This is a genomic window from Nostoc sp. (assembly GCF_041747015.1).
Lineage (GTDB): Bacteria > Cyanobacteriota > Cyanobacteriia > Cyanobacteriales > Nostocaceae > Nostoc.
On the sequence record NZ_JBGTFY010000172.1, the window covers coordinates 1 to 23119 of the forward strand.

A 23119-nucleotide genomic window follows, 5' to 3' on the forward strand; every position below is an offset into this window, starting at 1 on the left:
ATAAATACTTCACTAAATTAATAGTATTAGTGGACTAAAAATAATTCAATTTGTTGATGCTGCTTCAACTTGACATTAATCTAAAATTTTGACTGACTTAATACCTTGGCTGCATTTTGTCACTAACAGCCATCTTTTAGCCTCTGGCTCTAGCGCGGGCATGATTCGGAAGTTGAAAACATCTGCCCAAGTTTCGATCCCGTGAGCGTTTGCAAAACTTACTTCAAGTTCCTTGAACCGTACCCAGTCGCGATCGCTGATAGCCGTCAAAACGGGGATAAATGTACTTAGTGGCATTAGAGTTGCTGTTTCAGTCATCGGTGTAATCCTCAAAAATACAAACTATTGGTAACGGTTCATCTTCTGTATCAATTATTTCTACTAATCGTCTACCTGTTTTTTTAGCAATTCGCCTGCAATACTCCTCGGATGCAGCTACTTGCCAATCTCTTGTTTCCGTAACTGGGTCAAATTTTCCTTTGGAGCGTTTTATGTCATCGGTCATGCTGCACCATCTTGCTTGGGCGGTTTCGCTGAGGGTAGCTCTCCTTTTTCTCGCGCATCTCTTACAAATGCTTCTACAAGAAAAGCAACTAAGGTAGCGGTCGGTCTTCCTTGGATTCGTGCGATCGCCTCTAAATCTTCAAAAACATAATCTGGAACGGTTACTGAAAATCTTTTACTCACATGCCTGTTTTTATCTATAGCCTTTGAAAGCAATTCTACACCTAATACGCTAGTACGCAATTATCCTTGTGAATGCTGCTTATCCAAAAATTCCTGGACTAGCTCACAGATCACGGTGTCCATCGTCCGATTATTTTTAACGCACCACAGCTTAAATTCTGTATGCAAATCCTTTGGCATCCTTGCTCTAAGATGTGCCACTTCATCTGGTTTATCCCCTTTAGGTCTACCCACAATTACGCAATTACTCATAAACGCTACTTTTTGATTATCCACTTATAATCAGTAATTTTCATTTTTGCGTACTGGAGTTATAGCGTAACAGAGTAATTTGGTGTTATAGTGTGGCTATGGCATAAATGCCACAGTTTGACGAAGCCTGTATCAGATGGTTGAAACGGCAGAGTTACTTAATTAGCTACCACGCAAAAGCAGAGAAGGCAAAAACGCCAACGGCAGACAAGATACACGTATTCTTGGCGACTTCAGCCTACGAATTTATTTTGAGGAGAATTTATGCGAGTAACAATCAGGCAATCCTTACACCCATTTATCAGCGATAAAGCGCAGCAATTAGGCATTAATGACCACGCAGAGGTAGTTAACTTTCTTTTACTTCAGATTTTGCAAAACTCGATGCTGTCACAGGTTCAGGCTACTGGGAGCCAAGATACTCAGTAGTGTTTCACAGAAAGGTTTCATGAAACTGTTTCAACGGTTGCATCAATGTTTCAGCCTCACTTGACACCGTGAAACGCCACTTACACCCGCCGTCAACATGAAACATGAAACATGAAACGTTAGTTGATGACGACTACTTTTCTTTGTGACAGTGACGATAAAAAGTTGAGAGTTTTACGATATGCCAAGACATAAAAAGCAACAAACACGCCTTAGCACGAACGCACCCAACACAAACGAGCCTGAAACCATAACAGAGAAAGCATCAATGCCATCAAAAAAGGTAATTCATTTGATGCTAGATGCTGGGCGCTCCAGTATTAAATATCAGGCTTTCGTTAATAACGAAACTGGCACAACACCAGTGATGAAGACCGAATCCTTAGTGTGTTGTGTGCCATCAGTACCATTTGGAGAATTAGGAGCTTTCAGCCTAAGCCGAGGCAAAGATGAAAACAACAAAGATGTTGTAGAGCATTGGGTCGTTGGTAGCTCCGCCAGACTGCAAGGTAAGGAATATATAGCAATGAGTGATTCCGAGAATTACAAAGTACATTACTTCCCCATCCTTGCATTAGGCGCGATCGCCTCCTTGCCAAATCTACTTGAGTTGTCCACGGGTACAAGCGACAAGCGTAGAACCTTGCACATTCGTTTATCAACGCTCTCGCTAGCTTCTCCATTAGAACTAAAAAAAGCCATTGAACAATGCAAGTGGATCGCGGTAGATGGCGTTAGATATCGTCTGTGCTTCTCTAAACTTGGCTTTCTGGGATTTCCAGAGGGATATGGCGCGTCACTCTGGGCAAGCGAACGCTTTGACGATAAACAATTCCATACTTTTGATATTGGGTATGGTACAGCCACAATCAGCGAATACAGTAATCTCGGCAAATTACCAAAACGGGTAACTTGTAGTCCCAATGGTGGCGGCGGTGTCGCCACACTAATCAAAGAATTTTCCAGAGCATTGAGCAACACCGATTCTTCTAAAATGATTCGCCCCTCCCAACTGCGCGAGATTTTGGAAACTGCAACCGTTGGTGATAACGGCATAAGTGCGATTGCACCTGATGGTGAAGACATTGGGACTGAGTTAGAGAACGCTATTCACTCATGGATGAAAGATTCTCCCTTGGCTTATGCCCTAGATGACATATCCGTAAAAGCCAGACGCAGCAAAGTAACTTTGTGTGGCGGTGCGTTTGCGATCGCGCCCGTGCAGATGTTGATTAAAGAAAGATTACTTAAAGGGAGCATTCCAGAAAGTAATTTGTTGATTCCAGAAAATCCGGGAACCGTTGCTTTATCAGAAATGAAAAAACTTTACTTAGGAGAAACAACCGATGTTAAACAAGCGGCTTAATTACAACGTTCCTCAAGACTTGACTCCAGCCATCAGAATGCTTGCAGAAATGGATGGCACAACTCCAGCTTATTGGCTGAGAAAAGCTTTGGAGAAAGTAGTAAATGAAAGATTCTCCGTCAATAACAATCATCAAATCAACTTAGGAGATTTGGAGGCGATAAGAGGTGAATAATATGATGAGCAGTATTGTTAGCACAGAAGAAATAGTAATTGTTCTGGCTGGTGTTGAACAAACTTTAAGGTTGATTCAAGCTACTCCCGAATACAGGAGACTGCAAACATCGAAGCATTTTACTACATCAAATGACTTGGTTTTGAATGATGCCATTCAATCAATTTCTGAAGTTTTAGATGGCATTGAAAAAGTACAACTTGCTAACAGTTCTGATGAGTATTAATTGTGCGAACGCTTGCCCGGAGAAGAAAAGCGTTCGCCCAGTTGTGACTTAGATCAGGGATGAAATCAGTACACACATTCAAGGATATCAAAATGGCGCACCCCGTAGGATATTACTCCCTCTCTCACGACAACGCACTGATTAAAGATATGTGTGAGACATGGGGCGAAGGACTAGAGAAGATGAGCGAATCAGACACGCTCTGGTTAATTGCAAAAATCGCTCATCAAGCATGGCTAGAGTGTGATTCTTCTACCGCTCCTAGCAATGAAGCGGAGTCAGTATTTAAACGACTGCATGAGTTAAAGCAATGGGAAAAATTTGCACTGATTACCGCGATGGCACAGTGAGATGTACAAGAAGCAATTGTATTTAGCCTTGGCTGGTGTTAGTGTCTGCTTCTTGCCTGTAATCATTCCCTTAATTCCCAAGTTGGGGGCTTATGCAGAAGCCGAAAGATTAAAAGCCACCGAAGGATTAGAACGAACTCGCATAGAAGAACGGGCAAAAACCAGCGATGCGTTATATGAAGCGGGAGTCATGCCCACAACTCGTTCTCTAAGAATCACGAATTATTTTGACAGTAGTAAACGCAATCCCAGGCCAGACCCAACTCTATATCTTGATGATGAGATTGTTGATGTTTTTGACGCAACGGGTAGGTGTATTGGTCGGATTGAAGAAGGGATTTGGAAATGGAAATACAAAGCCAAAGAGGTTTGTAAAAGCGTTCAAAATATCAAACCAGTGAGGAAAAAGTAATGGCGTTAGGTTCATCAAGTGCGGAGAGTGGCAGTACTGGTAACAGCGATGGTAAACCCAAGGGTAAAAAGCGAGCGCTTGGTGAAATCATCGATTTTTGTGCCAAGGCTGTTGTGATGATCGTCGGCTTACCCATTAGGGCAGCTGCTGCGATCGTCAATCAGTTTGTTGCTAACGGTGGCGCGGGTCGTGCCTTGGTAGGCGGGATTTTATTTATCGGCGGTTCCATAATCAGTGCTGATTCAACTTGGCAATTAATCTTTACTGGCCCACCTGTTGTTCCTTGGTTTGAGCCGACTTGGAATTGGCTAAATGTGCCATTTGCAGCGTTCAACCCTTTGTTTTACTTGGCATTTATGGTTTCTGTAGGTGTGCAAGTAATCGAAGCCCACGCCCTGCGCGGTAAAAACCCAGATTCAGCTAGGCGGGAACTTCAAGACCACATGGTTTATGAGCTTGAAACCAAGCCTAGTGGCAAGATTGACCTTGTTGGTGAACTTTGGAAGGATTATAAGACCGCAGGGACACGCGATCGCTCTAGTGCGGGGTTAGTTGTTATTGCTGTTTGGGTGTTCGATATTGTCACCACCTTTGCAGCTCGTAACCCATTTCAATTTACAGATCCATTCATGATTTTGGGCTGCATCTTATTTAATATCGGCACCATGATGGCGGGTGAAATTGGGTTCGCCATTTGGGGATTGACCAAAGATTAAAGTGAGTGCCGTTCAACAACTCTCTCCACTGAGCGGCACTCACTACTCAACGAGGCATTTGTTTTATGCATTGTAACAATATCCCAAAAATTACAACTAAGGAAACGGAACACTTACGCGATTCTTATCCCGCCTTATCCCATTTGGAGGCAGGAAATGTTTCTGAATGGTTGCAAGAGCGCAAGGATCAATTATTTGAAATGGCACGAGTTTCTGAGAACGAAGCAGACATGACCCGTGTACTTGGCTTGCTGGCTTCTGGGATCGGAGCGGTTTGTTATGCGGTGAACCCAATGGCACTAGTTGGTGGTTTAATTGGCGGTGCTGCGTGGCTATGGTTTGTTGTCGAACACTCGAACCGCACTAAAGAAATTGCACCAATACCTTTTATACGTGGCAACTTTATAGACGCGGTTGCTCGTGCTGGTGACTATGATACTCGGAGCAATTATCAAGCGGATCATCTTGCTAATACCGTTAAATTCCTAGAACGACAATCAGCAGAAGAGTACGCCTTTCTTCTGGCTGAATTTGAAAATATTGGGCAATATTTAACGCAAGTTGAGCCAGGAAAACGTTTTTACGCTTATCGCTGGATGTTTGGCTGGTTTGGCAAGCTTAAGGGTCGTCAGCTACCGACTTATCAAAGTATGGCTCTCCATTTACAGGATGTGACCATTGACAGCCGTGTGAATCGGTCGGAGATAAGTGCTATTGCACAGGCTCAAACTCAGTTACCACCGACCGTAGATATCAAGCAATTTCAATCACCACAGGTAGATATTCGCCACAGTCCCCAAGCTTCGGAACTTTCTAGACCGGAGGAGTTACAGCCATCAGCACAGGGGCTTTTACCAGAGACTATAACTCATCTCCCTCTGGCGAATAGAGCAAACGCACTCATCGCGGCTTTAAGGAAAAGTGGTTTTCAAATAGAAGACATGATGAGTTCTCAGGTGATAGCGTTCGCTGGCACTCAGCGAGGTGGTAAGGGAACCTTAGCAGCAATCTTGGCAACATTATCTCTAGCTTTAGATTCGGGATTAAACACCCAATACTTTACAGCCGGGGTGGACGTTTACCCCTTTAGTTGCAATCTGATTTCTGCTCTTAAATACCCGGAAAAAGATGCAGACGGGGCAGATAAACTAGTCGCCCGTGACTTGCTTAAATTTCTTAAAGGCTTAGATGCTAGTGAACCTTACTCCCATAAAAACTTACTGTTAGTCATTGATGAGGCGATGCGCTTGCTGTCCCTGCTTGATGAAAGCGATCGCACTTGGGCTATCCAATATTTACTTTCTCGCTTCGCTAAGTCTGGCGGTACATTAATCATTGTGTTGCATGGCTCTAACTTAACTTCTGTGGTTGGCAAGGCCACAGCAGGACTGGCAGATACCTTTAAGCAATCAGTTAATTTCATTGGTTGTGTAGCTCAGTCTGTCAGCGCTGGTGGATTGCGAAAGATTAATGTTGCTAGCGGCGAATATTTCAAAGCCAACCCTAATAACTTTGCTGAACCTGTTAGCGGTGGCAATCTCGGCATGATTCCTGACTGGCTAAAGATAGAGTTACACCCAGGAAATGGTCAGCCAGATCCCGCTAGAACATTACTCAAATTCTTCCCGGAACTGGTGCAGCATCACCAGCCAGCAGTTATGCCCAGAGGGGAGAAAATTGCACCATCTGACGCAGTTAATCAGCTGGAGTCTATTTTCTCAAAGCCTACCCAAGAGGTTGAAATTGCAGAGCTAGAAGAAATGAGTATTTCTGAGGCGGATTTGGAGCAGATTTTAAACATTGTTACTTCAGCCGTTGCAACACCAGTCAGCTTTGCTGCGATTAGAAATAGCCGAAAGTGGGGTGAAGATAAACCTAGCGTTCGGTATTTAAGGGGTGCTATTGCACAACTTATAGAATCCAAGCAATTGAACGGCAGTGAGAAGTTAGGCTTTACCGCTTTTTAATATTACTTCAATCTCAAAAAGCCTTTAGTTTTCAGTTATTTCCAAGGCATCAAGACATCAAAACCCTGAAATCCTAGTAATGGATTTAAATTTATGCACCCAATTGAGTTTAAGAAAAAATGGCAGTTAAGTTACGACGACCTTGCACTTGTTTTAGGTTATCAAAGTGATTACACCGTCCGTTCCTGGAACATGAATGGAAGGCACAAGCGCAAAGAAGTCAAAAAGTTGTTTATGTCGCTTGTCGTCTTCTAGATGAGAAGTGGTCAACTCAAGGTAAACTTGTGGATTCTTATCTCTGATTATTTGTATGATTGGGGCAAATATTACGTTAAGCCTGTTTGCCCCAATCACTATATATTGCCCTTCATCTTCGATTTCGGTCAGTCCCCAAACGCTTTTCTATCCGTTGTAGCTTGACATTGCTATAGCCTGTACGTTGCCAGATAGATTGGAGATAATTATTGAAATCATTCGAGATTTTTACCGGAATAAATTGATTGAGTCCGAAGAACATTGACAAGGCAAATATTGTAATAATCAACCCCATCATTCCATATTGACTTAGTGGTTCAGAGCGATAAACCTCTTTCTCTATGGTGATGGGTTTGGGGGGAGGGCTGTTCTTCAACTCCTGAATAACCGTAGTCAAGTTTTTCGTGTGACTCAACAGTTGATTCCCGTTCTGTTTTAGCTGCAATACTTCGCTTTTCAGCCCTTTGAACTCTAAGCTCTCTAATGTCGCTGTTGACTTGGGCATATTCTTTAACTGCGTCAGCAAGGGAGTTAATTCTTGTCTCAAATCTTCGTTGTTCTTCTCGTACTCGCTCGATGAGAGATTCTGATTCTTCAATTCCTTTGTCAGCATCTCGATTGTCGCTATCGCTTGGTTGAGAAGTTGACTCTGAATTAAATTCGTCTTTGACCATGCTTGTAACTCCGCCTTATCGCGTTCGCGTTCAGTTTTCTGTGATTGCTTAAAACTGTCAAACTCTCTATATAATCTGCCTAGTGCTATCTTGACTTCCCCCTGTTCACTGCTCTCTACGGAATCGGCAGTTTCAGAATGAGGATTGCTGTGATTGCCGTTGCTATTATTGTTGTTGCTCATTAGTTTTCTTTTTACCCCGACGAGAAGTAGATACTGTTACCGATACTTGATCTGAAGTCGAAGTCAAAGAGGACTCAGCAGCAAGACTTACCTCTGACTGCTGCAACCCCAAATAAACCCCAGCCTTTTCTAGCTCTGGTTTAGCTTGGTCTAAGAATCCACTTACCAGCAGGTAATCTCCAAAAGGAAAACCATTCTCTTCAGTCGCAGCCGAGTAAGGTAGACCTTTTTCTGTCAACGTGTCAAAGGTCGAGTAGTCTAGCTCTGGCATTTCTATCTCTATGCCTTTCAATTCAGATATCGCTGCCGATGTTTTGCTGTTCTCCCAGCGCTGAAAACCTGAACCTTTATCCCAACACAGATTTTTTACCACCACATAATCTGCTTTATCGCTACAGAACTCAGCCATAGTTTTTAAGCTAGTGATGACCGAATATCCCAGGTTAAGCACAGTCACTAGCGTTACTCGATAACCTAAATCGCCTGCAATCTTGAATAGCCCAAACTTACTGATAATCTCCCTGGTTTTATTGCTTGATGCCCCCGGCATATCTACTATTATTGAGTCGGGTGATTCGGCTTTGATTTCCGTAAAGAAGCGTTTCGCCTCTGCCACCTCCAGGAAGTTCAACAGTCTTACCCCTGAGCCAAAGTTTTGATAGTACTCGTACAGTTCTGGATTCTCTGTATCTGCATCATAAGCTAGATAATTAATCCCTTTCGAGTGTATTACATCCAGTAGCAAGCGAGTAAAGGCAGTCTTACCTGTACCACCCTTGCCCCCCAGTATCATCACGATGCGTTTCATATTTCACTCCTATCAGTGATGTTAAATTGGGCAGAAGTCTTAGGTGTTGTTTTCTTTCGTCTCGTACTTTGAGATGGTGAAGGTGAGGATAGTTCACTACTATCAGGTGGTGAACTATCTGCCTCTACTGCTGGAACATCATTGTTAGTTGTGGTTGAAGAATCAGTTGATTCTGGCTCGGAGTCAGAATTAACTGATTCTTCAACCGCTTTATCTGATGATTCATTACTCGAACTATTCTCCGTTATTGTTGAAGCTTTTTTATGAAAAATCTTCAGACCACTGGCCGCCAGTTCTACCCCATGACCTTTAAACACATCAGAAACATCGTCATAAGAGTAGCCAGCGTCTAACATATCTTGAATAGGTTTAGCCAAACTGAGGACTAAATCAGACAGGCTGATAGTCTTAGGAGTTGCCGCAAAGTGTTTGAGACTGGTTTGAATATCTTCTATTTTTGATAAAGGAACAGCTTTCGGTTTACGAGACATAGCCACCAGTAATAATAAATCACTTCATTGTAAAAAAATTGTGGTCAGAAAAAGTTTAAGTTTTTTGTCGTGATGTGACGAATATCAATAAAAGAGGGTTTGTATCCTCGTGAGGTAGACTAGTCTAAAAAAGCAGTTACCCATGAATCAACACTCTGAACTCGAACAGTGTGAGCGGCATTGTTGAACAAACCCAGCCCTCGGTTACACTCTTGAGATTGCAGACAGTCACTCGTGGGTCGCCTGAGTCTCCTACTCCCCTAGTCACTCGTTGCGCCCCCTGGTTCTCGTCCCCCCTATGCCCCCGTCGGGGGCATAGGCAAGCAATACGCCGTAACGCGCCAAGGGCGCTACTTTCCCTGCGGGAAAGCGGCGTGGTTGCTTGTTGGGGGTGTCCCCCAAACCCCCGAAAAACCGTTCTTTTCAAGAGGTTAATAAGTGAGAAAAGGTTCCAGGTTATTCGCCTACCTGCTCGGCGCTCCGCGCCATAGCAGCTACAGCGAATAACCCGGTTAAAAAGAAAAAATCAAATAATCAAACTCCTAACTAGTTATGCAAGCCGATCCTCGTACCAATCTCAGTAATCAACTAGCTGACACATTAACCAATCGGTCAGTAGCACCAGATGAAAAGCGAGAAGTAACCATCACGTTTAGGGCTAGCTATGCCGAGAAAACTAGACTAGAACAACGGTGCAGTGGAGTGGTGCAAAGCGACTATATAAGAGCGAGATTATTTGATTACCCTTTGCCACATCCTAAGTTAGTCATTCCCGAAGTGAACCGACAGGCTATCTACGAGCTAAAGAAGATTGGTAACAATCTAAACCAACAGACCAGAGCTATTAATGAAGCTGTGAAAATTGGTAGCCAACCGTTGACTAACGAGGTGAAATTATATCTGAAAACTCTTGAACAACTGACAGCACTTTTAGAACAGACTCGCCAATCACTCACTCAAGCATCGGTAGAGGGTTAGCTAAATGATTACCAAAGTTAAAGCTAATAAATCATTTCGCGGGACAACTAAATATGTGCTTGAGAAAGAGAAAGCCAAAATCATTGGCGGGAATATGTACGGGAGAAGTAGCAATGAACTGGTCGAACAGTTTACCTTATCAGCCCATCTTAACCCGCAGCTAAAAGACCCATGCTATCACTTAATGCTTAGTGTACCGAAAAATGATAGAACGCTAAATGATGACGAATTAGCTAATCTGTCCCAACGTCACTTGGCATCGGTCATTGTACTATCGCGGCTTCAAGGTGATGAATCCCAAGTTAAACAACCAGAAAAAAGAATATCAGATACCAAACTAAGACACTTAGTTGATGACTTTATAGAAACTGAACTACCAGCTTATGACTTCTTTATAGCGCGGCACTCAGACAAAGAACACGACCACACCCACATCGTTGCATCTAGAGTCAATAACCTAGACGGTAAATCTATTCGCACCTGGAACAATTACGCCCATTCGGAACACTCCGCCCGACTGCTAGAGCGAGAATTTCAGCTAACCCAAGTTCAAAGCAGTTGGGAGAGTAAGCAGAAAGCTATGACTCGTCATCAACTGGAACGAGTCGAACGCGATGGACTTCCAGGCGAAGAAATAATGCGACGGGCGATTGAGCAAGTGGCAACAGATAAACCCACAATGCCCCAGCTAATTGAGCGCTTATGGAGAGAGCATCAAGTCAAAGCTGTCGTTAGTTATTACGGTCACGGTGGGGTAAGGGGCATCAAGTTTGGTATTGATGTAGGTTCAGTTAATGAAGATGGTAGCCCCCGCTTGCTCTGGAAACAGGGAGGTAATCTCAATAAATATAAGTGTTCTTTTACAAAGATTCAGACAGAATTGGGGATAAATTATGACCCATCACGGGACGATAGCGAAATTAAACGCTTAAATAATTTCTTAGAATCTGTAGATAATAGCCAAGAAAATCAACAGCTAATATCAACCATATTCCCGAAAAAAGCTCAAGCTATAGCTGAAACTAAACACCAGACAAACCCAGCTAAATCAGATGTAGAACAACGAGCCAGTTTAAAACTCATAAATACAATCGCTGACTTTATTTCACAGTCAGCAGTTGAGTCAACCTTGATTGAAACATTACCACAGTTAACAAAACAACTGTCTGAGTATCATCAGAAGTTATCAGCCGTAAGAACCACATACGACGAGCTATTAGCGGCGATTGCTGAAAGGGAACAACTCTTATCACAAAGAACTGTGAATGCAATTGCTGACTTTATTGAACAGTCAGTAGTTGATGATGCCTTAAGTGAAACGTTACCACAATTAACAGAACAACTCTCTCAATATCGGCAGCAGCTAGCTAAGAATAAAGCTGTATTCGACGGACTAGACGCGGCGATTACTCAAGAGTTACAATCTCATGTAGAGAAGAAAGCTATTTCATCAATTTCTGATTATATTGAGCAATCGGCTGTTGAATCAGCCTTAACCCAAACAGTATTAGAATTAACGCAACAACTTTCTCAATACAAAGAGCAACTTATTACAGCTAAGGCTACATTCAATAATTTGGATGCAGTGCTTGCGACTGAGTTACAGTCTTATGTAGAGAAGAGAGCAATTTCATCAATTTCTGATTATATTGAGCAATCGGCTGTTGAATCAGCATTAACCCAAACAGTATTAGAATTAACACAACAACTTTCTCAATACAAAGAGGAACTTGTTACAGCTAAAACTACATTTAATGACCTGGATGCAGTGCTTGCGACTGAGTTACAATCATATCTAGAGAAAAGAGCTATTTCATCAATTTCTGATTATATTGAGCAATCAACTGTTGAATCAGCTTTAACCCAAACAGTATTAGAATTAACACAACAACTTTCTCAAAATCAGCAGCAGCTATCAGCCGGAAGAACCATATTCGACGACCTGGAAGCAGCGATTGTTTATTTGGAGCATCTGCATAGACCGCAAAAACCAGTAGACGCAATTGCTCTTAATCAAACTCCAACTATAACCACAGATAAACCAAAGCTAAAAGATAATCTTTCAGCCGAGTTATATAAGTATTACAGCGCCGAATTGCAAAATTTATTAGTGACTGACCGAGACAAAGAAATCGCAATGAGGGCGCTATTAGATAATAAACCAGCCCAAGAGGTTGAAGAAATTATATTAGCCAGTCCCGCCGGATGGACTACTGATGAAGCTAAAGCATTAGTTTTAATCGCTAACAATCAACTGGCACACTTACAGTCAGAAGTAGAACAGCAACTCTCTGAAAAGCAGTCATTACAGTCTAAATTCTTAGCCTACGCCGTGCCTATTGCTGTTGAATTAATCAACTGGCAGTTAAGAGAAAGTGGCTCAAATAGCCTTAGATTCAAACGTGCATCTCTAGAAAAACAAGATAGAGAATTGGTGTTTACCCATGATGAACGAGGTGAGATTTTTCGAGTGGCAGTCAACCGAAACGAGTTAGGTGAGCTTGAGTATTCACCGATTAATGTGGGGGAAGTAGAAAGAGAAGATATTCAGCTTTGGCAAAAAGCAGACCGCGTATTGCAACAAATAAGAGAAGAGGCAGAGCGACAAGAAAGAAGACAGACTAAAGGTATCTCTCTCTAGGTGATGGCGCAACTCTTAACCGCTGCGCTCAAATAGGCGGTGTCTGCCACTGCCACAAATCCACTCGTTGAGCCAACCATATTATTGCAGGCAGCGGCAGACACTCCGCTTCGCCGCCTATTTGTTAAGAGTTGCTTGGATTTTGGGAATCCTATGTATAGGTCGTCCCGTACAGCATAGCCAGTTAGTAATGTGGATACAATTGTTAAGTTCAAACAACAGAGTTGCATATTGTTTAAAAAGCCATTTTAAATAACATCTTAAACCTTTATTTTCAAATAAATATGGAAGATTATAATCAAGCTTTTCCAAACAATTTGAATCCTGATAATGGATTAAAACGCGAATTTGCACATTGGAATAGGGTAATTATGGTAAATCTAAATGATGCTAATGCTTATAAAGAACGAGCTAGCGTTCGTAATTTATTAAACGATTATCAAGGAGCAGTAGAGGATTATACTCAAGCAATTCGGATAAATCCAAATGATGATATTGCTTATTGTATGCGAGGTCATGAGCGCAGGAATTTGAAAGATTACAAAGGAGCTATTGAGGATTGCAATAAGGCGATTGAACTAGATCCAAACTATGATTCTGCATATTATTTACGAGCAGAGTTGCACTACCAGCAGAGCAATTACCAAGCAGCATTTGAAGATTCTGACAGGTCAATTCAGCTTGACCCTGACTATCCCTCTGCTTACTATCAACGGGGTCAAGCCCGTAGTGAATTGGGAGATTATGAAGGGGCTATTAAGGATTACGAACAGGCAATTCAGCTAACACCCAGTAATTTTTGTGGTTATTACAATTGGGCTGAATTATACAGTGACATTGGCTATGCACGCGCTAATTCAGGAGATTATCAGGGAGCCATTGAGGATTACAACAAGGCGATTCAAACAGATAATAGTATGATTAGATACTTTGGTGTCTACAATAATCGCGGAAATGCTCGCTATAACCTGGGAGATTATGAGGGAGCCATTGAGGATTACAGTAAAGAAATTTCTTTTTATCAAAATGATGATTATAATAATGCTGTTTACTACATAAACCGAGGCAATGCTTACAACGATTTGAGAAATTATCAAAAAGCTATTGAAGATTATAATCATGCGATTAAGATTGCTGATAAATATCCTGACGTATACGAATATCGCGGTCTTGCCCGCTATCAAGTAGGTGATAAACTAGGAGCAATTGAGGATTTAGAGAAAGCTGCTGATCTTTATCAGCACGGCGGATTTGTAGAATATTATCAGGAGGCACTGAACCTGATTCAGTCTTTCAATGTTACTGATAAAGATGCAATTATTGAGGATATTCAGGAAATCCCTGAAACTGTTAATGATAGCCCCACAGAAGTAGAAACTACAAACAAGTCTGCTGCTAACCCACCGATTTTAAATAACCGTGTTGAAGACACGAATAAAGAAAACAGTCAGGGGATTTCAGAAAAGATTAACCACAATCAATTAGCAGAGATAAAGGAGCTTACTGCGGTTATTGAGGCTGACGGGTTTTTCAATCCAAAAAGTATAAAGCAAGCTAGAGAGCGAATTACTATATCTATTGCTCGACGGCAAGGACAACCTCAGTTTCGTCAAAGTTTGCTCGAAGCCTACAATTATCGCTGTGCCATTACTGGATGTGATGCACAAGAAGCCTTGGAAGCTGCTCACATCATTCCTTACAGTGAAACGGAAAATAATCACCCCTCAAATGGATTGCTCCTACGGGCTGATATACATACACTATTTGATCTTAATCTGATTACTATTAACCCGGAGACAATGCAGGTACGTTTTGCTCCTAGTTTGCGGCGTACTTCCTATGGCGAAATGGATGGTAAATATTTGCAAGTCCCTAAAATTTCATCTTATCTGCCTAAAAAAGATGCACTTAAATGGCGGTGCGTTCAGTGTGAGTGGTTCCAATAATTCTATGAGTAAAGCAACAGATTTGACCCAACAATCGGAACAGAAGACTGTAAAGCCGAAAACTAAGTTTATCAATTGTAGAGTATGGGTAGTGGTTACTTTAGTCTTGGTGGTTGTATTTTTACTAGGTAGCCAAATCACGGGTAAACCACAGCACTGGATGCTAAAATTGCCGGACTGGACTGGAATTGGGGAAAGTTATGAAAAATTACTAGAGGCTCAAGAGAAAACACCCAATGGAACAGTTACTAAGATTATAACCATTGATAAATATGAGTCTGCAAAGACTCTCTGGGATTGGATGAGTTTGCTTCTCGCTCCCGCGTCATTAGTTATTTTTGCAGCATGGCTTCAGGGTAGACAAGAGAAGGCAAAAGAAGATAGAGAGACAAAAGAAAAGCAGGAACAAGAAGTTAGAGAAAAAGTTGAGAAAGAAAGGAGTGAGGACAATCAACGCGAGGAAGTACTGGAAGCTTATATAGATCGATTATCGGTTATATTGCTTGATAAAAAATTGATTAGTTTAAAGGAAGACAGTCCACAGGAAAAACCTATTCGAGATGTAGCGCTAGATGTAATTCGTGCAAGAACATTATCAGTGCTACGAAGGTTAGATGGAGACCATGAACGCAAAGCAAGTGTCTTGCTGTTTCTTTATGATACTGAACTTATAAAAAGTAATAATTTATATTTGGACTTGAAGAATACTAACCTGAAGGGAGCTAAACTTCAGGAAGCCATCCTGGAAAAAGCCATTCTGAAGGGAGCTAATCTGGATAATGCCATTCTGAAGAGAGCCTACTTGCTGGAAGCTAACCTGGAGAATGCCATTCTGGTGGGAGCTAATCTGGAAGGAGCTAATCTGGAGAAGGCTAATCTGGGGGGAGCTAACCTGAAGGGAGCTAATCTGGTAGGAGCTTACTTAGAGAATGCCATTCTGGTGGGAGCTAATCTGGAAGGAGCTTACTTAGAGAAGGCTGACCTGGTGGGAGCTAACCTGAAGGGAGCTAAAAACTTGACCATAGAACAAGTCAAAAATGCTAATAACTGGGAAAAGGCTCACTATAACGTAGATTTTCGTAAACAGCTAGGCTTGCCACCGAAAACAATAAATATCAGTAATAACAATCCTTGACCACAAGACCCGTTAGGAAAATAACTGTGTAAAACCCTGATAAAACGGCCTTTTCAGTCTCAGTATGTTTTCAAAAATTAAATCGGAGTTCTATAGAGTTGTCAAGTCAAAAGAGTTTTTACTGAAAAGTGACTTTTTTAGAAAAATAGCGTAAATTAGGGTGTATACACCCCTGTACATAGTTTTGTGTACATCGTAACTGATTTTAGACCTGTCTATTGACAACTTTAGCAGCGTTCTAAAGTCTTTCAGGAGGCAAAAATGACTTTATGGTTAACAAAACCCTTAATTAAAGAATTCCTTTCTAACACCTTAATTGGTTTAGGAATCAATTCATTTTTTGGTTTTACCTCCAACAAAAAATCTTTTGTATTAGCGGAAATTAATAGTTTAGTACAGCGCTTATCTAAGCTTGAAAATGTTGGGCAAGTTAGAGCTGTAACCTACAACAATAATGATTTACATGAAATAACGTTTGAAATATTATCTCATGCAGATTTTGATGCAACGAGGAAGCTTGCAGAAAAAGCAACCGCGTTAGTAGTTGAGACTGAGTGGAAAGTCTGTGATATTACTAAAAGCGAAGATTGGGACTTTGGAACTCAAATACTTAGAGATTTTGGGTCTAATATCAAGAAGAATCAAATAGTTACTTTCAGCAATGCCCAATCAGAGTATCTATCAGCAACAAGCTGAATTTAACGAAAAGACTGCAATAGCAGCCCAGTCAGGTTTTCCCGACTGGGCTGTTATTATGTGCTTTTATGCTGCTCTGCACTGGGTTAATGATTATGCTTTTCGAGAAGGAAATATAAAAGAGTTTGATACCAATGATGATTATTCGCCGCACAAGCTCCGGCGAATGTACGTTAAGAAAATTGCCAAACTAAATAGGTGGAATGATTTAGAAGAAGCTTACGAGCTTCTCTATAGGGCAAGTATGACAGCTAGATATTTAAGAGGATTAGAAAATCAAAATTGTACAGCTAGAGAATACTATGCAAAAAATGGTGTTCAATTTTGTTTTGATGATTTAGAAAAAATCAAAAAAAGACTTTCTTAACCCTATTTATTAGCACCGCACATGATTCTTGCGCGGTCGTACCTACTCTAAACCCTTCTACTACACTGGTTTACAGCTTTATATAAATGCTGTTTTTTAATTACTGCTTAATTGACTTTTACTACCTTCCAGGCTGACTGGTTCCCAATCTTCCCAGACCTGACAAAACAGAACGAGCCACGAGTAAACTGCTGTTCCCCCTTCTGAACCCTTGGCTTACACCCAACAAGCCCCTCCACTTCAGATGAAGAGAGTAGCCAGCCCTCGGTAGCAGCAAGCTGAAGCTCTTTGAGGTGCTGTAGTGGCTCGGCGGGTCGGAGGTGACGGGCGATCGCTTCCACCAACTGAACCACCTCCCCCAGTGCCAAGTCTGGTTGTCCAGTGGTCGTGTCCAGTCTGTCCACTTGCCTACTGGACGTGTCTAGTCTGTCCACTGGACTGCTCACCAATTCCGCTAATGGTGATTTGAAATCATCCATTTTCCCCCCTGCGCTGATATGGTCGTGCAGCTGATCGAGCAATTCCACATCATAAGCAGTGATGTAAGATTTATTCCCCTGCTTGAATGTCTTGATGTCGAGCGCGTCTATCCGGTTGTAAACCGCTTGTTTCCCAAGATTGTACCTATCAAGGAGCGCAGCAACGGGGAACGGGTCAATTTCTACTGTCATAAGAGTGTCCAGTGGACGTGTCTAGTTTGTCCAGTGGACAGTCTAACACGCGGCGATCGCTAATTTTTGACTGCTGACTTTCTCCCAGCCCCCTAATTGCCGATGTCGTCATCCGCTCGAAGTCATTTTGACCTGTGTAGTATGCTGTTAATCGTTGCTGTGCGTTTGTTTCGCCCCGATGTCGAGATAACTCCATTTCCCGACATTTAAACCTACAGAGGCGTTGGTCTGGTTGTTTTATCGTCAAGCCTGTGAGCAATAAACTTTAACAACGACTGAAACCTTTGCGATATCTAGTGTAGGTAGCGATCGCGGAGGAAGATTAATGATTTTTTTCAGTAAACTCGGTTTTATAATTTACAAAGCGAATATGGGAATACTTATAAATAGAAGTTAATCAGGTAGTATTATGTTCGGACTTGACAAGATTACACCAGAAAAAATTTTTAAAGCAGGACTCATTGGCGCTGGAGCTTGTGTGGCAGCAGTCATAGCACCTATAGGAGTAGCAGCTGTTGTAGGAATTACAGTTGCAACTGCTGCTACAACTTGGGCAACTGAGAGTGTTGCAGATGAATTTAGCGGAAAAAATAAAGATGATGAAAATAAAAGCTAGTTCTTTTATTTAAATTAGCTTTGGTTTATTGTCATATAGTTGTAGCGACCTGCAATGCTAATCGCTCAGACCTGCAATCAAGACATTTCTCAGCCAGGATTAAATGCAACTATAATTTTGGTTCAGCCAGGATTAACTGCAACTGAGCCAGGATTATTTGCAACTGAGCCTGCAATCATCGGTTTGAGCCAGGATTATCTGCAACTATAAAAGTAAAAGAAACGAACGTTTTCTTAACTGCCACATTGGTAAGGCTTTCGGAACGTTAAACCGTTGGTTTTCCAGTAAAAAAACTCGGTAAAGATTTCATTGTTAATTTATCAAATTCTGAAATGAGTTTTTTGACCAACTGCTGTCAATACTGAAAACTCAGTCCTAGTAAAGTTTTGAGCTTATTTGCAATTAATCCTGGTCGAAACTGATGATTGCAGGCTGGTTGCATTTAATCCTGGCTCAGTTGCATTTAATCCTGGTTCAAATGAAATTATAGTTGCAAATAATCCTGGCTGAAAACAACGATGATTGCAGGTTGGGGGATTTATAATTGCAGGTCGCTACAGTTACCCAGTGAACTGTTGCCCCAGATTCAGCACCAGTACGAATCATCTCGGCGGCAACGAGAGCGTCATGCTCAAAATCAGATTGAGGATTGCGATAGCTCCACTGAATAAACCAATACGTTCCAAGTGTCCCTTCTACTTTCTGAAACTCGGCGCAGAAAATGTAGTTTTTGAGTACGCTAGCGATCGCCTGATAACAGAACTCTTTGGGATCTCCAGGCATCCCCTCTTCACACCACTGCTGGAAAGCGCGATGGGCAAAGTGATTGTAGAGTCCGGCGAAATTGTCTTTACTGCGGCGGTGCATTAAGAAGCAAAGCAACATCGAAGCTGGCCCTTTGAACTGGTCTTTTAGTCCGCCAGTGACTGGAATCACCCAGAGTTCGGTAAATGGCTCATTGGTGAAGTTCTCGTTGATGGTCAATGCACGGTCAGGGCGAGAGATTGCGATTGCAAAATCAGCTTTATTCCCCTTGAGATACCCCCCTGCTTGTGCTTCTAGAATCGTCAGTTTTGGGGGACAATCGAGAAGGAATTGACCGTATTCCTTAGCACAATTGGCTTGTAGTTTAGGTTGGCTGGGTGGGATGAGAAAGACGCTGTTGTTGACTTTGATAGTTTCCATATGTGCAAAGTGATTGTTGTATTTGTTTGAGTAGGTTAATGAGTTTGAGCAATCAACAGTCTTCAGGAATTCTCTATGATGGTTAGTAAAAAACCGTGCTTAGTATTCTGCACTCGTACTAATTCTTTATCCAGAAGCGATTGAATTACGGTTTGTGAGAAATTAATCCTGTGCAAAGGAGCAGAACCACCATAGCGACGTAATAAAAGCAGTAAGCTAGCAGCCGTGAGGTCAGAGCAGTTTTTGGGCGATTTCGGCATTATATATACCTCCCGGAATTGCTTTTAATTCATAAGTGAGCAGTTCAGCTTGATGTAAATGTTTTGCTATCTCTGCTTCTAGAAGTGTTTTTAATTCCTGTGGTGTCAGTAGTTGAATTTCGTTCTCTAGGTGATTTTCTTCGTCTTCAGAATTGATGTCAGCCATAACTACATAACGCCAGCCTTCATTATATTCATGGGCTAAAAGGCTGTCGCTTGGGTAATACTTTATGCCGATAATTATTCCCTTCTGTGTACGTTGTCCAAAGGTAAAACGCGGGTATTTCCAACCGTGTGGAATGGTGATTGTTGCTTCCATATCTGTAGTTAATGAAGAGATTTTTTCAAGTTGTTGTACTTGGATTATGCTGCTATGGTTGAGCTAACTTCTGTTGTGTTAATCGCTCTGGATTTACCTGCCATTTTCATGAAATCGTGCAGCCCAACTGTTGCATCCAATGGCTCGGCGTACTTGATTTTGTCCACCGCATTTGACCAGTGCGTTATATGCTGAAATATCACCCCAATCATTGAGTGAGCTTTATAGACCCGATAGACTCTGGGGCAAGCTCCATTAACGTAAACTAGCTTGTAGCCAGGGATTTCTATGACCTCTGCGTTCGGGTCTGTTGGAGGCAGCAGAGTTTTTTCTTGGCAGCCATCTAAACCCGGATCAAGAAGTGCAGGGTTACTTGCTGTACTTTGTGTCATGATTGTGTTTATTCGAGATTAACTTTGTTGGCGATTGCAATTCTTTTGGTGTGCAATCGCCTTTTTCAAATCGACTACTACGCTGCTACTATTGGTTGAACTCCCAAGAATGTGATTGCCTCCGAAGCACTGTTGGCAAATCGATCCAAACCATACTTCCTTGGGTTTGAATACCAGCAGTCTTCGTTAGCCCCAATGAAGCCTACAAAATGCCCATGACGGTAGACTTTCGTGCTGAACAACAAGTAATCAATTTCGCCGTGGTACAAACCGAAAACAGTGCAAGCTTGTTTCAGTTCAGTTTCCAATCGGTGATTCCGTTCTCGTGGGGTTTCTGGCAGAATTGCCTTGACCTCTGCAACTCTTGTAGCGAACCAGTTGCGGTCAAAGGCTAACCGTCCACCGCCGACTAACTGCACCCATACGGTGATTCCTTCCGCCTTCGATCCAGATTGTACGGACTGATTCGGGTTTAACTTCGATAATCTCGCTAATGATGCGACGGTCACGAGATGTTAAGGGGTCTTCTGTGGGGGCTACAGCTTCGGCTTGGGATTCCAGGTGGCTGTACAGTTCTGCTTGGGCTGTGGCTTGCTCATCACGAAAAGAACTAGGAATTGCTTGCTGTGTATGTGTTGTATACGTCATAATAGAGTTCCTTGATAAAAGGGTAAAAGGCGATCGCAAACTTTCCACGGTTGGGCGGTCGTCTTTGTTATGTGTGCAAACAACGTTGTGGTTTAGCACAACGATCTCAAAAAGATTTGGCGTAGCCATATATTTGCGGCTCAAAGCCAGTGGCACTTGAGTATTACCGAAACAGGAGATACAGCGTATCAGGCGACGTGTACGACTTCAAACGCTTCAACTGCCGTCCGTCGTCCTGCTGGTAATTTTTTATTCAGTGCAAATCCATTTCCCGGCTGTGTACCCCTCGCCTTCTCTGGTTGTGCCAGTGCCTCGACTACTCATCAAGCAGTCACTCTGGATTGTGCTGTCAAAGTTCAGATAGTGCAAACCCTTTTTGCGTTCGGGTGCAGGCAGTTTGCTTTCCCTTGCCCTTATGTTTTATAGTATAGCTTAATAAGTTGCGCTTGTAAAGTCTCACTGAATAAGTAAAGCTGAATAAGTAAAGCTTGAAAACAGAGGAAATAAGCGCTATGATTTGCTTACATTAATGGAGAAGTGAAGTTATGAACTTAATGCAAGTTACTTTGTCGGTTGATTTGCCTGGTCTAGGCACTCGGATTAGAGAGATTAGAGAGTCCAAGGGACTATCCCCAACTTGGGTAGCAGCTCAAGCTGGTATGAGTGTTGGCAACCTCTATCGTATAGAAACAGAAGATGCAAAGTCTTTACCGCGTGAAACTTTGCGTAAGCTTTCTGATGCCCTTGGTGTAAATTTTGATGCCGAGGTTAAAGCTGCTTTAGTGCAAGAGATGGAATAAATTTTTTACTAATGATGCGGTCAGCATAAAGCAAACGTTATTGCCTCATTAGTATATAAATGTAGTAACTGTATTTTTTGCAACTAATAATCGGAGTAACTACTGAAATTATCTTTAGATAAATAGCACAACAACTAGAAGCGATCGCCCACCGTCCAAAGTTAGCGATCGCCTGCTCAATCCGTTAACGACAAAGTGAGCTAACTATAATGCTGACACATTTTTGGAAAAATCCCCCAAATCAGTTCCTTGGTTCACTTTGGTTAAGCTGCAAACCTCAACTTTTAGGCATCTACCATAGTGAGCAAGAGATATGCTGACACTAGAAAGAGAACCAGCAACATCGCTTCTAAATTACGCCAATCTCAACACCAGCATTCAGGAAACCTTCACCGCCATCGACCGATTTGAATGGCAGGCAATAGAAGAACTGGGAGTAATGCGGGACAACCACTATTACCAAAACGCTGGACACAAGAGCTTTGAGGATTATTGTGACAACGAGCTTACTAAACACGGGGGGTATCGCCGGGTCAGAGATTTGCTGTCTGCGAAAAAAGTAGTTGATACCTTGCCTGACGATTTGAAGGCGCATATTACCAAACCCTCTCAAACTCGCCCTTTACTTCGACTGGTTAAAACTCCCGATAAGTTACACGAAGTAGTAGCGATCGCAACTCAAGAAAAACCCTTCCCCACTGCCGCCGATTTCGCTAAAGCAGTTCAGAAGGTTGTTCCAAAAAGTACGTTATCTACTAGAACTGATAGCACAAAACAAGAAAAAATCAAAACGCAATTGTGTCAATCGGTCAGGATTTCATCACAATCACATACCCGTTATGGCGAAGATGGAGTGATTGAAGCAGATGCACCAAACTCTTCACAGCAGATTGTGACTTTCAGCGATGGCGAGAGGCTGCCAGTAAACAACACTGATTTGGCTGATTTAAATGACACAATTGCGTCATTTTCAAGTGAGCGTACATACCCTAAAGAATATTCTGAGGCAATCGCAGCACTCAAAGAACAACACCAGCAAGAATTAGAGCGCCTAGAGCAGGAATTGAGGGTTGGTTTGCAAACAGAAGCCATTGCTAGAGCAGAAGCCCAGGTAATTGAGCAAATCCAATCCTTGCAAAACCTGTACAAGCAACAGAAGGAGCAAAATATTCAATTGCAGCAGCGTTTAGATGAGATGGAATCCCTACGGCAGTTAGAGACTGAAAATCAACAACTCCTTTCTCGCATTCAGGAACTAGAACACGCCGTAGAAGAACATCCCTTGCAACAGTGGGGGAATACTATGACGCAACAGGCAACTAAAGCGTTGAACAAGCAGCAATTCTCATTTTGAAAAAAAATCAGAGAAAATTCCGTTACTTAAATAGAGAACTTGTGTCGAAGCATCATTTTTTGACAGATAATTATCATCCAACGTTGGCGATAGAGAGATTTTCAGAAAAATGTCCATGAAA

33 protein-coding genes are annotated in these 23119 nt (G+C 42.1%); 18 read left to right on the forward strand and 15 right to left on the reverse strand.

Features of this window, described 5'->3' with window-relative positions; translation table 11 throughout:
* Positions 1–75: 75 nt before the first annotated feature.
* Genes ACEW80_RS13760 through ACEW80_RS13775 form a run of 4 tightly spaced genes read right to left on the reverse strand, consistent with a single transcriptional unit; the run spans position 76 to position 939 of the window.
* Entirely contained in the window at positions 76–318 is a 243-nt protein-coding gene (locus ACEW80_RS13760) for a hypothetical protein (RefSeq protein ID WP_373527123.1), read from the reverse strand.
* Complete coding sequence (locus tag ACEW80_RS13765; protein ID WP_073643689.1) at positions 311–505, reverse strand: hypothetical protein; 195 nt, start codon at positions 503–505, stop codon at positions 311–313. Before ACEW80_RS13765 ends, ACEW80_RS13760 begins: the two co-directional genes overlap by 8 nt.
* On the reverse strand, positions 502–687 hold the full coding sequence (locus tag ACEW80_RS13770; RefSeq protein ID WP_069074669.1) for a hypothetical protein: 186 nt from the start codon (positions 685–687) through the stop codon (positions 502–504). Before ACEW80_RS13770 ends, ACEW80_RS13765 begins: the two co-directional genes overlap by 4 nt.
* A 60-nt stretch (positions 688–747) precedes the next feature.
* Positions 748–939: a hypothetical protein gene (locus ACEW80_RS13775; protein ID WP_146195955.1), complete on the reverse strand. Its 192-nt coding sequence runs from the start codon at positions 937–939 to the stop codon at positions 748–750.
* A 264-nt stretch (positions 940–1203) separates the two neighbouring features.
* On the opposite strand from ACEW80_RS13775, the gene ACEW80_RS13780 reads away from it, so the two are divergent.
* The 8 genes from ACEW80_RS13780 to ACEW80_RS13815 all read left to right on the forward strand — a co-directional run bounded on the left by ACEW80_RS13780 (position 1204) and on the right by ACEW80_RS13815 (position 6580).
* Entirely contained in the window at positions 1204–1368 is a 165-nt protein-coding gene (locus ACEW80_RS13780) for a hypothetical protein (RefSeq protein WP_373527124.1), read from the forward strand.
* Positions 1369–1549: 181 nt separating this feature from the next.
* Entirely contained in the window at positions 1550–2734 is a 1185-nt protein-coding gene (locus ACEW80_RS13785) for a hypothetical protein (RefSeq protein WP_373527125.1), read from the forward strand.
* On the forward strand, positions 2715–2909 hold the full coding sequence (locus tag ACEW80_RS13790) for a hypothetical protein (RefSeq protein WP_190901462.1): 195 nt from the start codon (positions 2715–2717) through the stop codon (positions 2907–2909). Before ACEW80_RS13785 ends, ACEW80_RS13790 begins: the two co-directional genes overlap by 20 nt.
* Before the next feature lies 1 nt (position 2910).
* Positions 2911–3135, forward strand: coding sequence for a hypothetical protein (locus ACEW80_RS13795; RefSeq protein WP_373527126.1), 225 nt, complete (start codon positions 2911–2913; stop codon positions 3133–3135).
* A gap of 59 nt (positions 3136–3194) precedes the next feature.
* Complete coding sequence (locus ACEW80_RS13800; RefSeq protein ID WP_373527127.1) at positions 3195–3485, forward strand: hypothetical protein; 291 nt, start codon at positions 3195–3197, stop codon at positions 3483–3485.
* Position 3486: 1 nt separating this feature from the next.
* Entirely contained in the window at positions 3487–3897 is a 411-nt protein-coding gene (locus tag ACEW80_RS13805; RefSeq protein ID WP_373527128.1) for a hypothetical protein, read from the forward strand.
* Complete coding sequence (locus ACEW80_RS13810; RefSeq protein ID WP_373527129.1) at positions 3897–4613, forward strand: hypothetical protein; 717 nt, start codon at positions 3897–3899, stop codon at positions 4611–4613. The genes ACEW80_RS13805 and ACEW80_RS13810 overlap by 1 nt, the downstream gene beginning before the upstream one ends.
* Positions 4614–4678: 65 nt before the next feature.
* Complete coding sequence (locus ACEW80_RS13815) at positions 4679–6580, forward strand: hypothetical protein (RefSeq protein ID WP_373527130.1); 1902 nt, start codon at positions 4679–4681, stop codon at positions 6578–6580.
* 367 nt (positions 6581–6947) lie between these two features.
* Here ACEW80_RS13815 and ACEW80_RS13820 read toward each other — a convergent pair whose 3' ends face one another.
* The 3 genes from ACEW80_RS13820 to ACEW80_RS13830 are packed head-to-tail and all read right to left on the reverse strand — an operon-like array spanning position 6948 to position 8990.
* Positions 6948–7691, reverse strand: coding sequence for a hypothetical protein (locus ACEW80_RS13820; protein ID WP_373527131.1), 744 nt, complete (start codon positions 7689–7691; stop codon positions 6948–6950).
* Positions 7675–8499 carry a hypothetical protein gene (locus ACEW80_RS13825; protein ID WP_373527132.1) on the reverse strand — a complete coding sequence of 275 codons (825 nt, stop codon included), beginning with the start codon at positions 8497–8499 and terminating at the stop codon, positions 7675–7677. Before ACEW80_RS13825 ends, ACEW80_RS13820 begins: the two co-directional genes overlap by 17 nt.
* Positions 8496–8990, reverse strand: coding sequence for a hypothetical protein (locus tag ACEW80_RS13830; protein ID WP_373527133.1), 495 nt, complete (start codon positions 8988–8990; stop codon positions 8496–8498). Before ACEW80_RS13830 ends, ACEW80_RS13825 begins: the two co-directional genes overlap by 4 nt.
* 552 nt (positions 8991–9542) lie before the next feature.
* On the opposite strand from ACEW80_RS13830, the gene mobC reads away from it, so the two are divergent.
* From mobC to ACEW80_RS13860, 6 genes are all read left to right on the forward strand, one after another.
* Positions 9543–9968: a plasmid mobilization relaxosome protein MobC gene (mobC, locus tag ACEW80_RS13835; protein ID WP_373527134.1), complete on the forward strand. Its 426-nt coding sequence runs from the start codon at positions 9543–9545 to the stop codon at positions 9966–9968.
* Positions 9969–9972: 4 nt separating this feature from the next.
* Positions 9973–12609 (forward strand): relaxase/mobilization nuclease domain-containing protein, encoded by a 2637-nt coding sequence (locus ACEW80_RS13840; RefSeq protein WP_373527135.1) that lies wholly within the window; start codon positions 9973–9975, stop codon positions 12607–12609.
* Between the two features lie 371 nt (positions 12610–12980).
* On the forward strand, positions 12981–14555 hold the full coding sequence (locus tag ACEW80_RS13845) for a tetratricopeptide repeat protein (protein ID WP_373527136.1): 1575 nt from the start codon (positions 12981–12983) through the stop codon (positions 14553–14555).
* A 4-nt stretch (positions 14556–14559) separates the two neighbouring features.
* A complete protein-coding gene (locus tag ACEW80_RS13850) occupies positions 14560–15690 on the forward strand; it encodes a pentapeptide repeat-containing protein (protein WP_373527137.1) in 1131 nt (376 codons plus the stop codon).
* A 261-nt stretch (positions 15691–15951) separates the two neighbouring features.
* Entirely contained in the window at positions 15952–16386 is a 435-nt protein-coding gene (locus ACEW80_RS13855) for a hypothetical protein (RefSeq protein WP_373527138.1), read from the forward strand.
* Entirely contained in the window at positions 16352–16753 is a 402-nt protein-coding gene (locus ACEW80_RS13860; protein WP_196522223.1) for a hypothetical protein, read from the forward strand. The genes ACEW80_RS13855 and ACEW80_RS13860 overlap by 35 nt, the downstream gene beginning before the upstream one ends.
* Before the next feature lie 107 nt (positions 16754–16860).
* Here the strand turns inward: ACEW80_RS13860 and ACEW80_RS13865 are convergent, their stop codons facing one another.
* Both ACEW80_RS13865 and ACEW80_RS13870 read right to left on the reverse strand, forming a co-directional pair.
* Positions 16861–17232: a hypothetical protein gene (locus tag ACEW80_RS13865; protein ID WP_373527139.1), complete on the reverse strand. Its 372-nt coding sequence runs from the start codon at positions 17230–17232 to the stop codon at positions 16861–16863.
* 175 nt (positions 17233–17407) lie between these two features.
* A complete protein-coding gene (locus ACEW80_RS13870) occupies positions 17408–17620 on the reverse strand; it encodes a hypothetical protein (protein WP_373527140.1) in 213 nt (70 codons plus the stop codon).
* Between the two features lie 213 nt (positions 17621–17833).
* Here ACEW80_RS13870 and ACEW80_RS13875 point away from each other — a divergent pair, with 213 nt between their 5' ends.
* Both ACEW80_RS13875 and ACEW80_RS13880 read left to right on the forward strand, forming a co-directional pair.
* Positions 17834–18040, forward strand: a complete 207-nt coding sequence (locus ACEW80_RS13875; protein ID WP_373527141.1) for a hypothetical protein — start codon at positions 17834–17836, stop codon at positions 18038–18040.
* 54 nt (positions 18041–18094) lie between these two features.
* Positions 18095–18250: a hypothetical protein gene (locus ACEW80_RS13880; protein ID WP_373527142.1), complete on the forward strand. Its 156-nt coding sequence runs from the start codon at positions 18095–18097 to the stop codon at positions 18248–18250.
* A gap of 264 nt (positions 18251–18514) precedes the next feature.
* Here the strand turns inward: ACEW80_RS13880 and ACEW80_RS13885 are convergent, their stop codons facing one another.
* From ACEW80_RS13885 to ACEW80_RS13910, 6 genes are all read right to left on the reverse strand, one after another.
* Positions 18515–19225 carry a hypothetical protein gene (locus tag ACEW80_RS13885; protein WP_373527143.1) on the reverse strand — a complete coding sequence of 237 codons (711 nt, stop codon included), beginning with the start codon at positions 19223–19225 and terminating at the stop codon, positions 18515–18517.
* A 62-nt stretch (positions 19226–19287) separates the two neighbouring features.
* A complete protein-coding gene (locus ACEW80_RS13890; RefSeq protein ID WP_373527144.1) occupies positions 19288–19485 on the reverse strand; it encodes a hypothetical protein in 198 nt (65 codons plus the stop codon).
* Positions 19457–19804: a hypothetical protein gene (locus tag ACEW80_RS13895; protein WP_373527145.1), complete on the reverse strand. Its 348-nt coding sequence runs from the start codon at positions 19802–19804 to the stop codon at positions 19457–19459. Before ACEW80_RS13895 ends, ACEW80_RS13890 begins: the two co-directional genes overlap by 29 nt.
* A 44-nt stretch (positions 19805–19848) precedes the next feature.
* A complete protein-coding gene (locus ACEW80_RS13900; protein WP_373527146.1) occupies positions 19849–20196 on the reverse strand; it encodes a hypothetical protein in 348 nt (115 codons plus the stop codon).
* A gap of 77 nt (positions 20197–20273) precedes the next feature.
* Positions 20274–20615 carry a hypothetical protein gene (locus ACEW80_RS13905; RefSeq protein ID WP_373527147.1) on the reverse strand — a complete coding sequence of 114 codons (342 nt, stop codon included), beginning with the start codon at positions 20613–20615 and terminating at the stop codon, positions 20274–20276.
* Complete coding sequence (locus tag ACEW80_RS13910; RefSeq protein WP_373527148.1) at positions 20581–20844, reverse strand: hypothetical protein; 264 nt, start codon at positions 20842–20844, stop codon at positions 20581–20583. The genes ACEW80_RS13905 and ACEW80_RS13910 overlap by 35 nt, the downstream gene beginning before the upstream one ends.
* A gap of 545 nt (positions 20845–21389) precedes the next feature.
* Between ACEW80_RS13910 and ACEW80_RS13915 the strand changes: the two genes are divergently transcribed.
* Together ACEW80_RS13915 and ACEW80_RS13920 are read left to right on the forward strand one after the other, a co-directional pair.
* Positions 21390–21644, forward strand: coding sequence for a helix-turn-helix domain-containing protein (locus tag ACEW80_RS13915; protein WP_012413141.1), 255 nt, complete (start codon positions 21390–21392; stop codon positions 21642–21644).
* Positions 21645–21957: 313 nt separating this feature from the next.
* On the forward strand, positions 21958–22998 hold the full coding sequence (locus ACEW80_RS13920) for a hypothetical protein (protein ID WP_373527149.1): 1041 nt from the start codon (positions 21958–21960) through the stop codon (positions 22996–22998).
* The last annotated feature ends 121 nt before the right edge of the window (positions 22999–23119 follow it).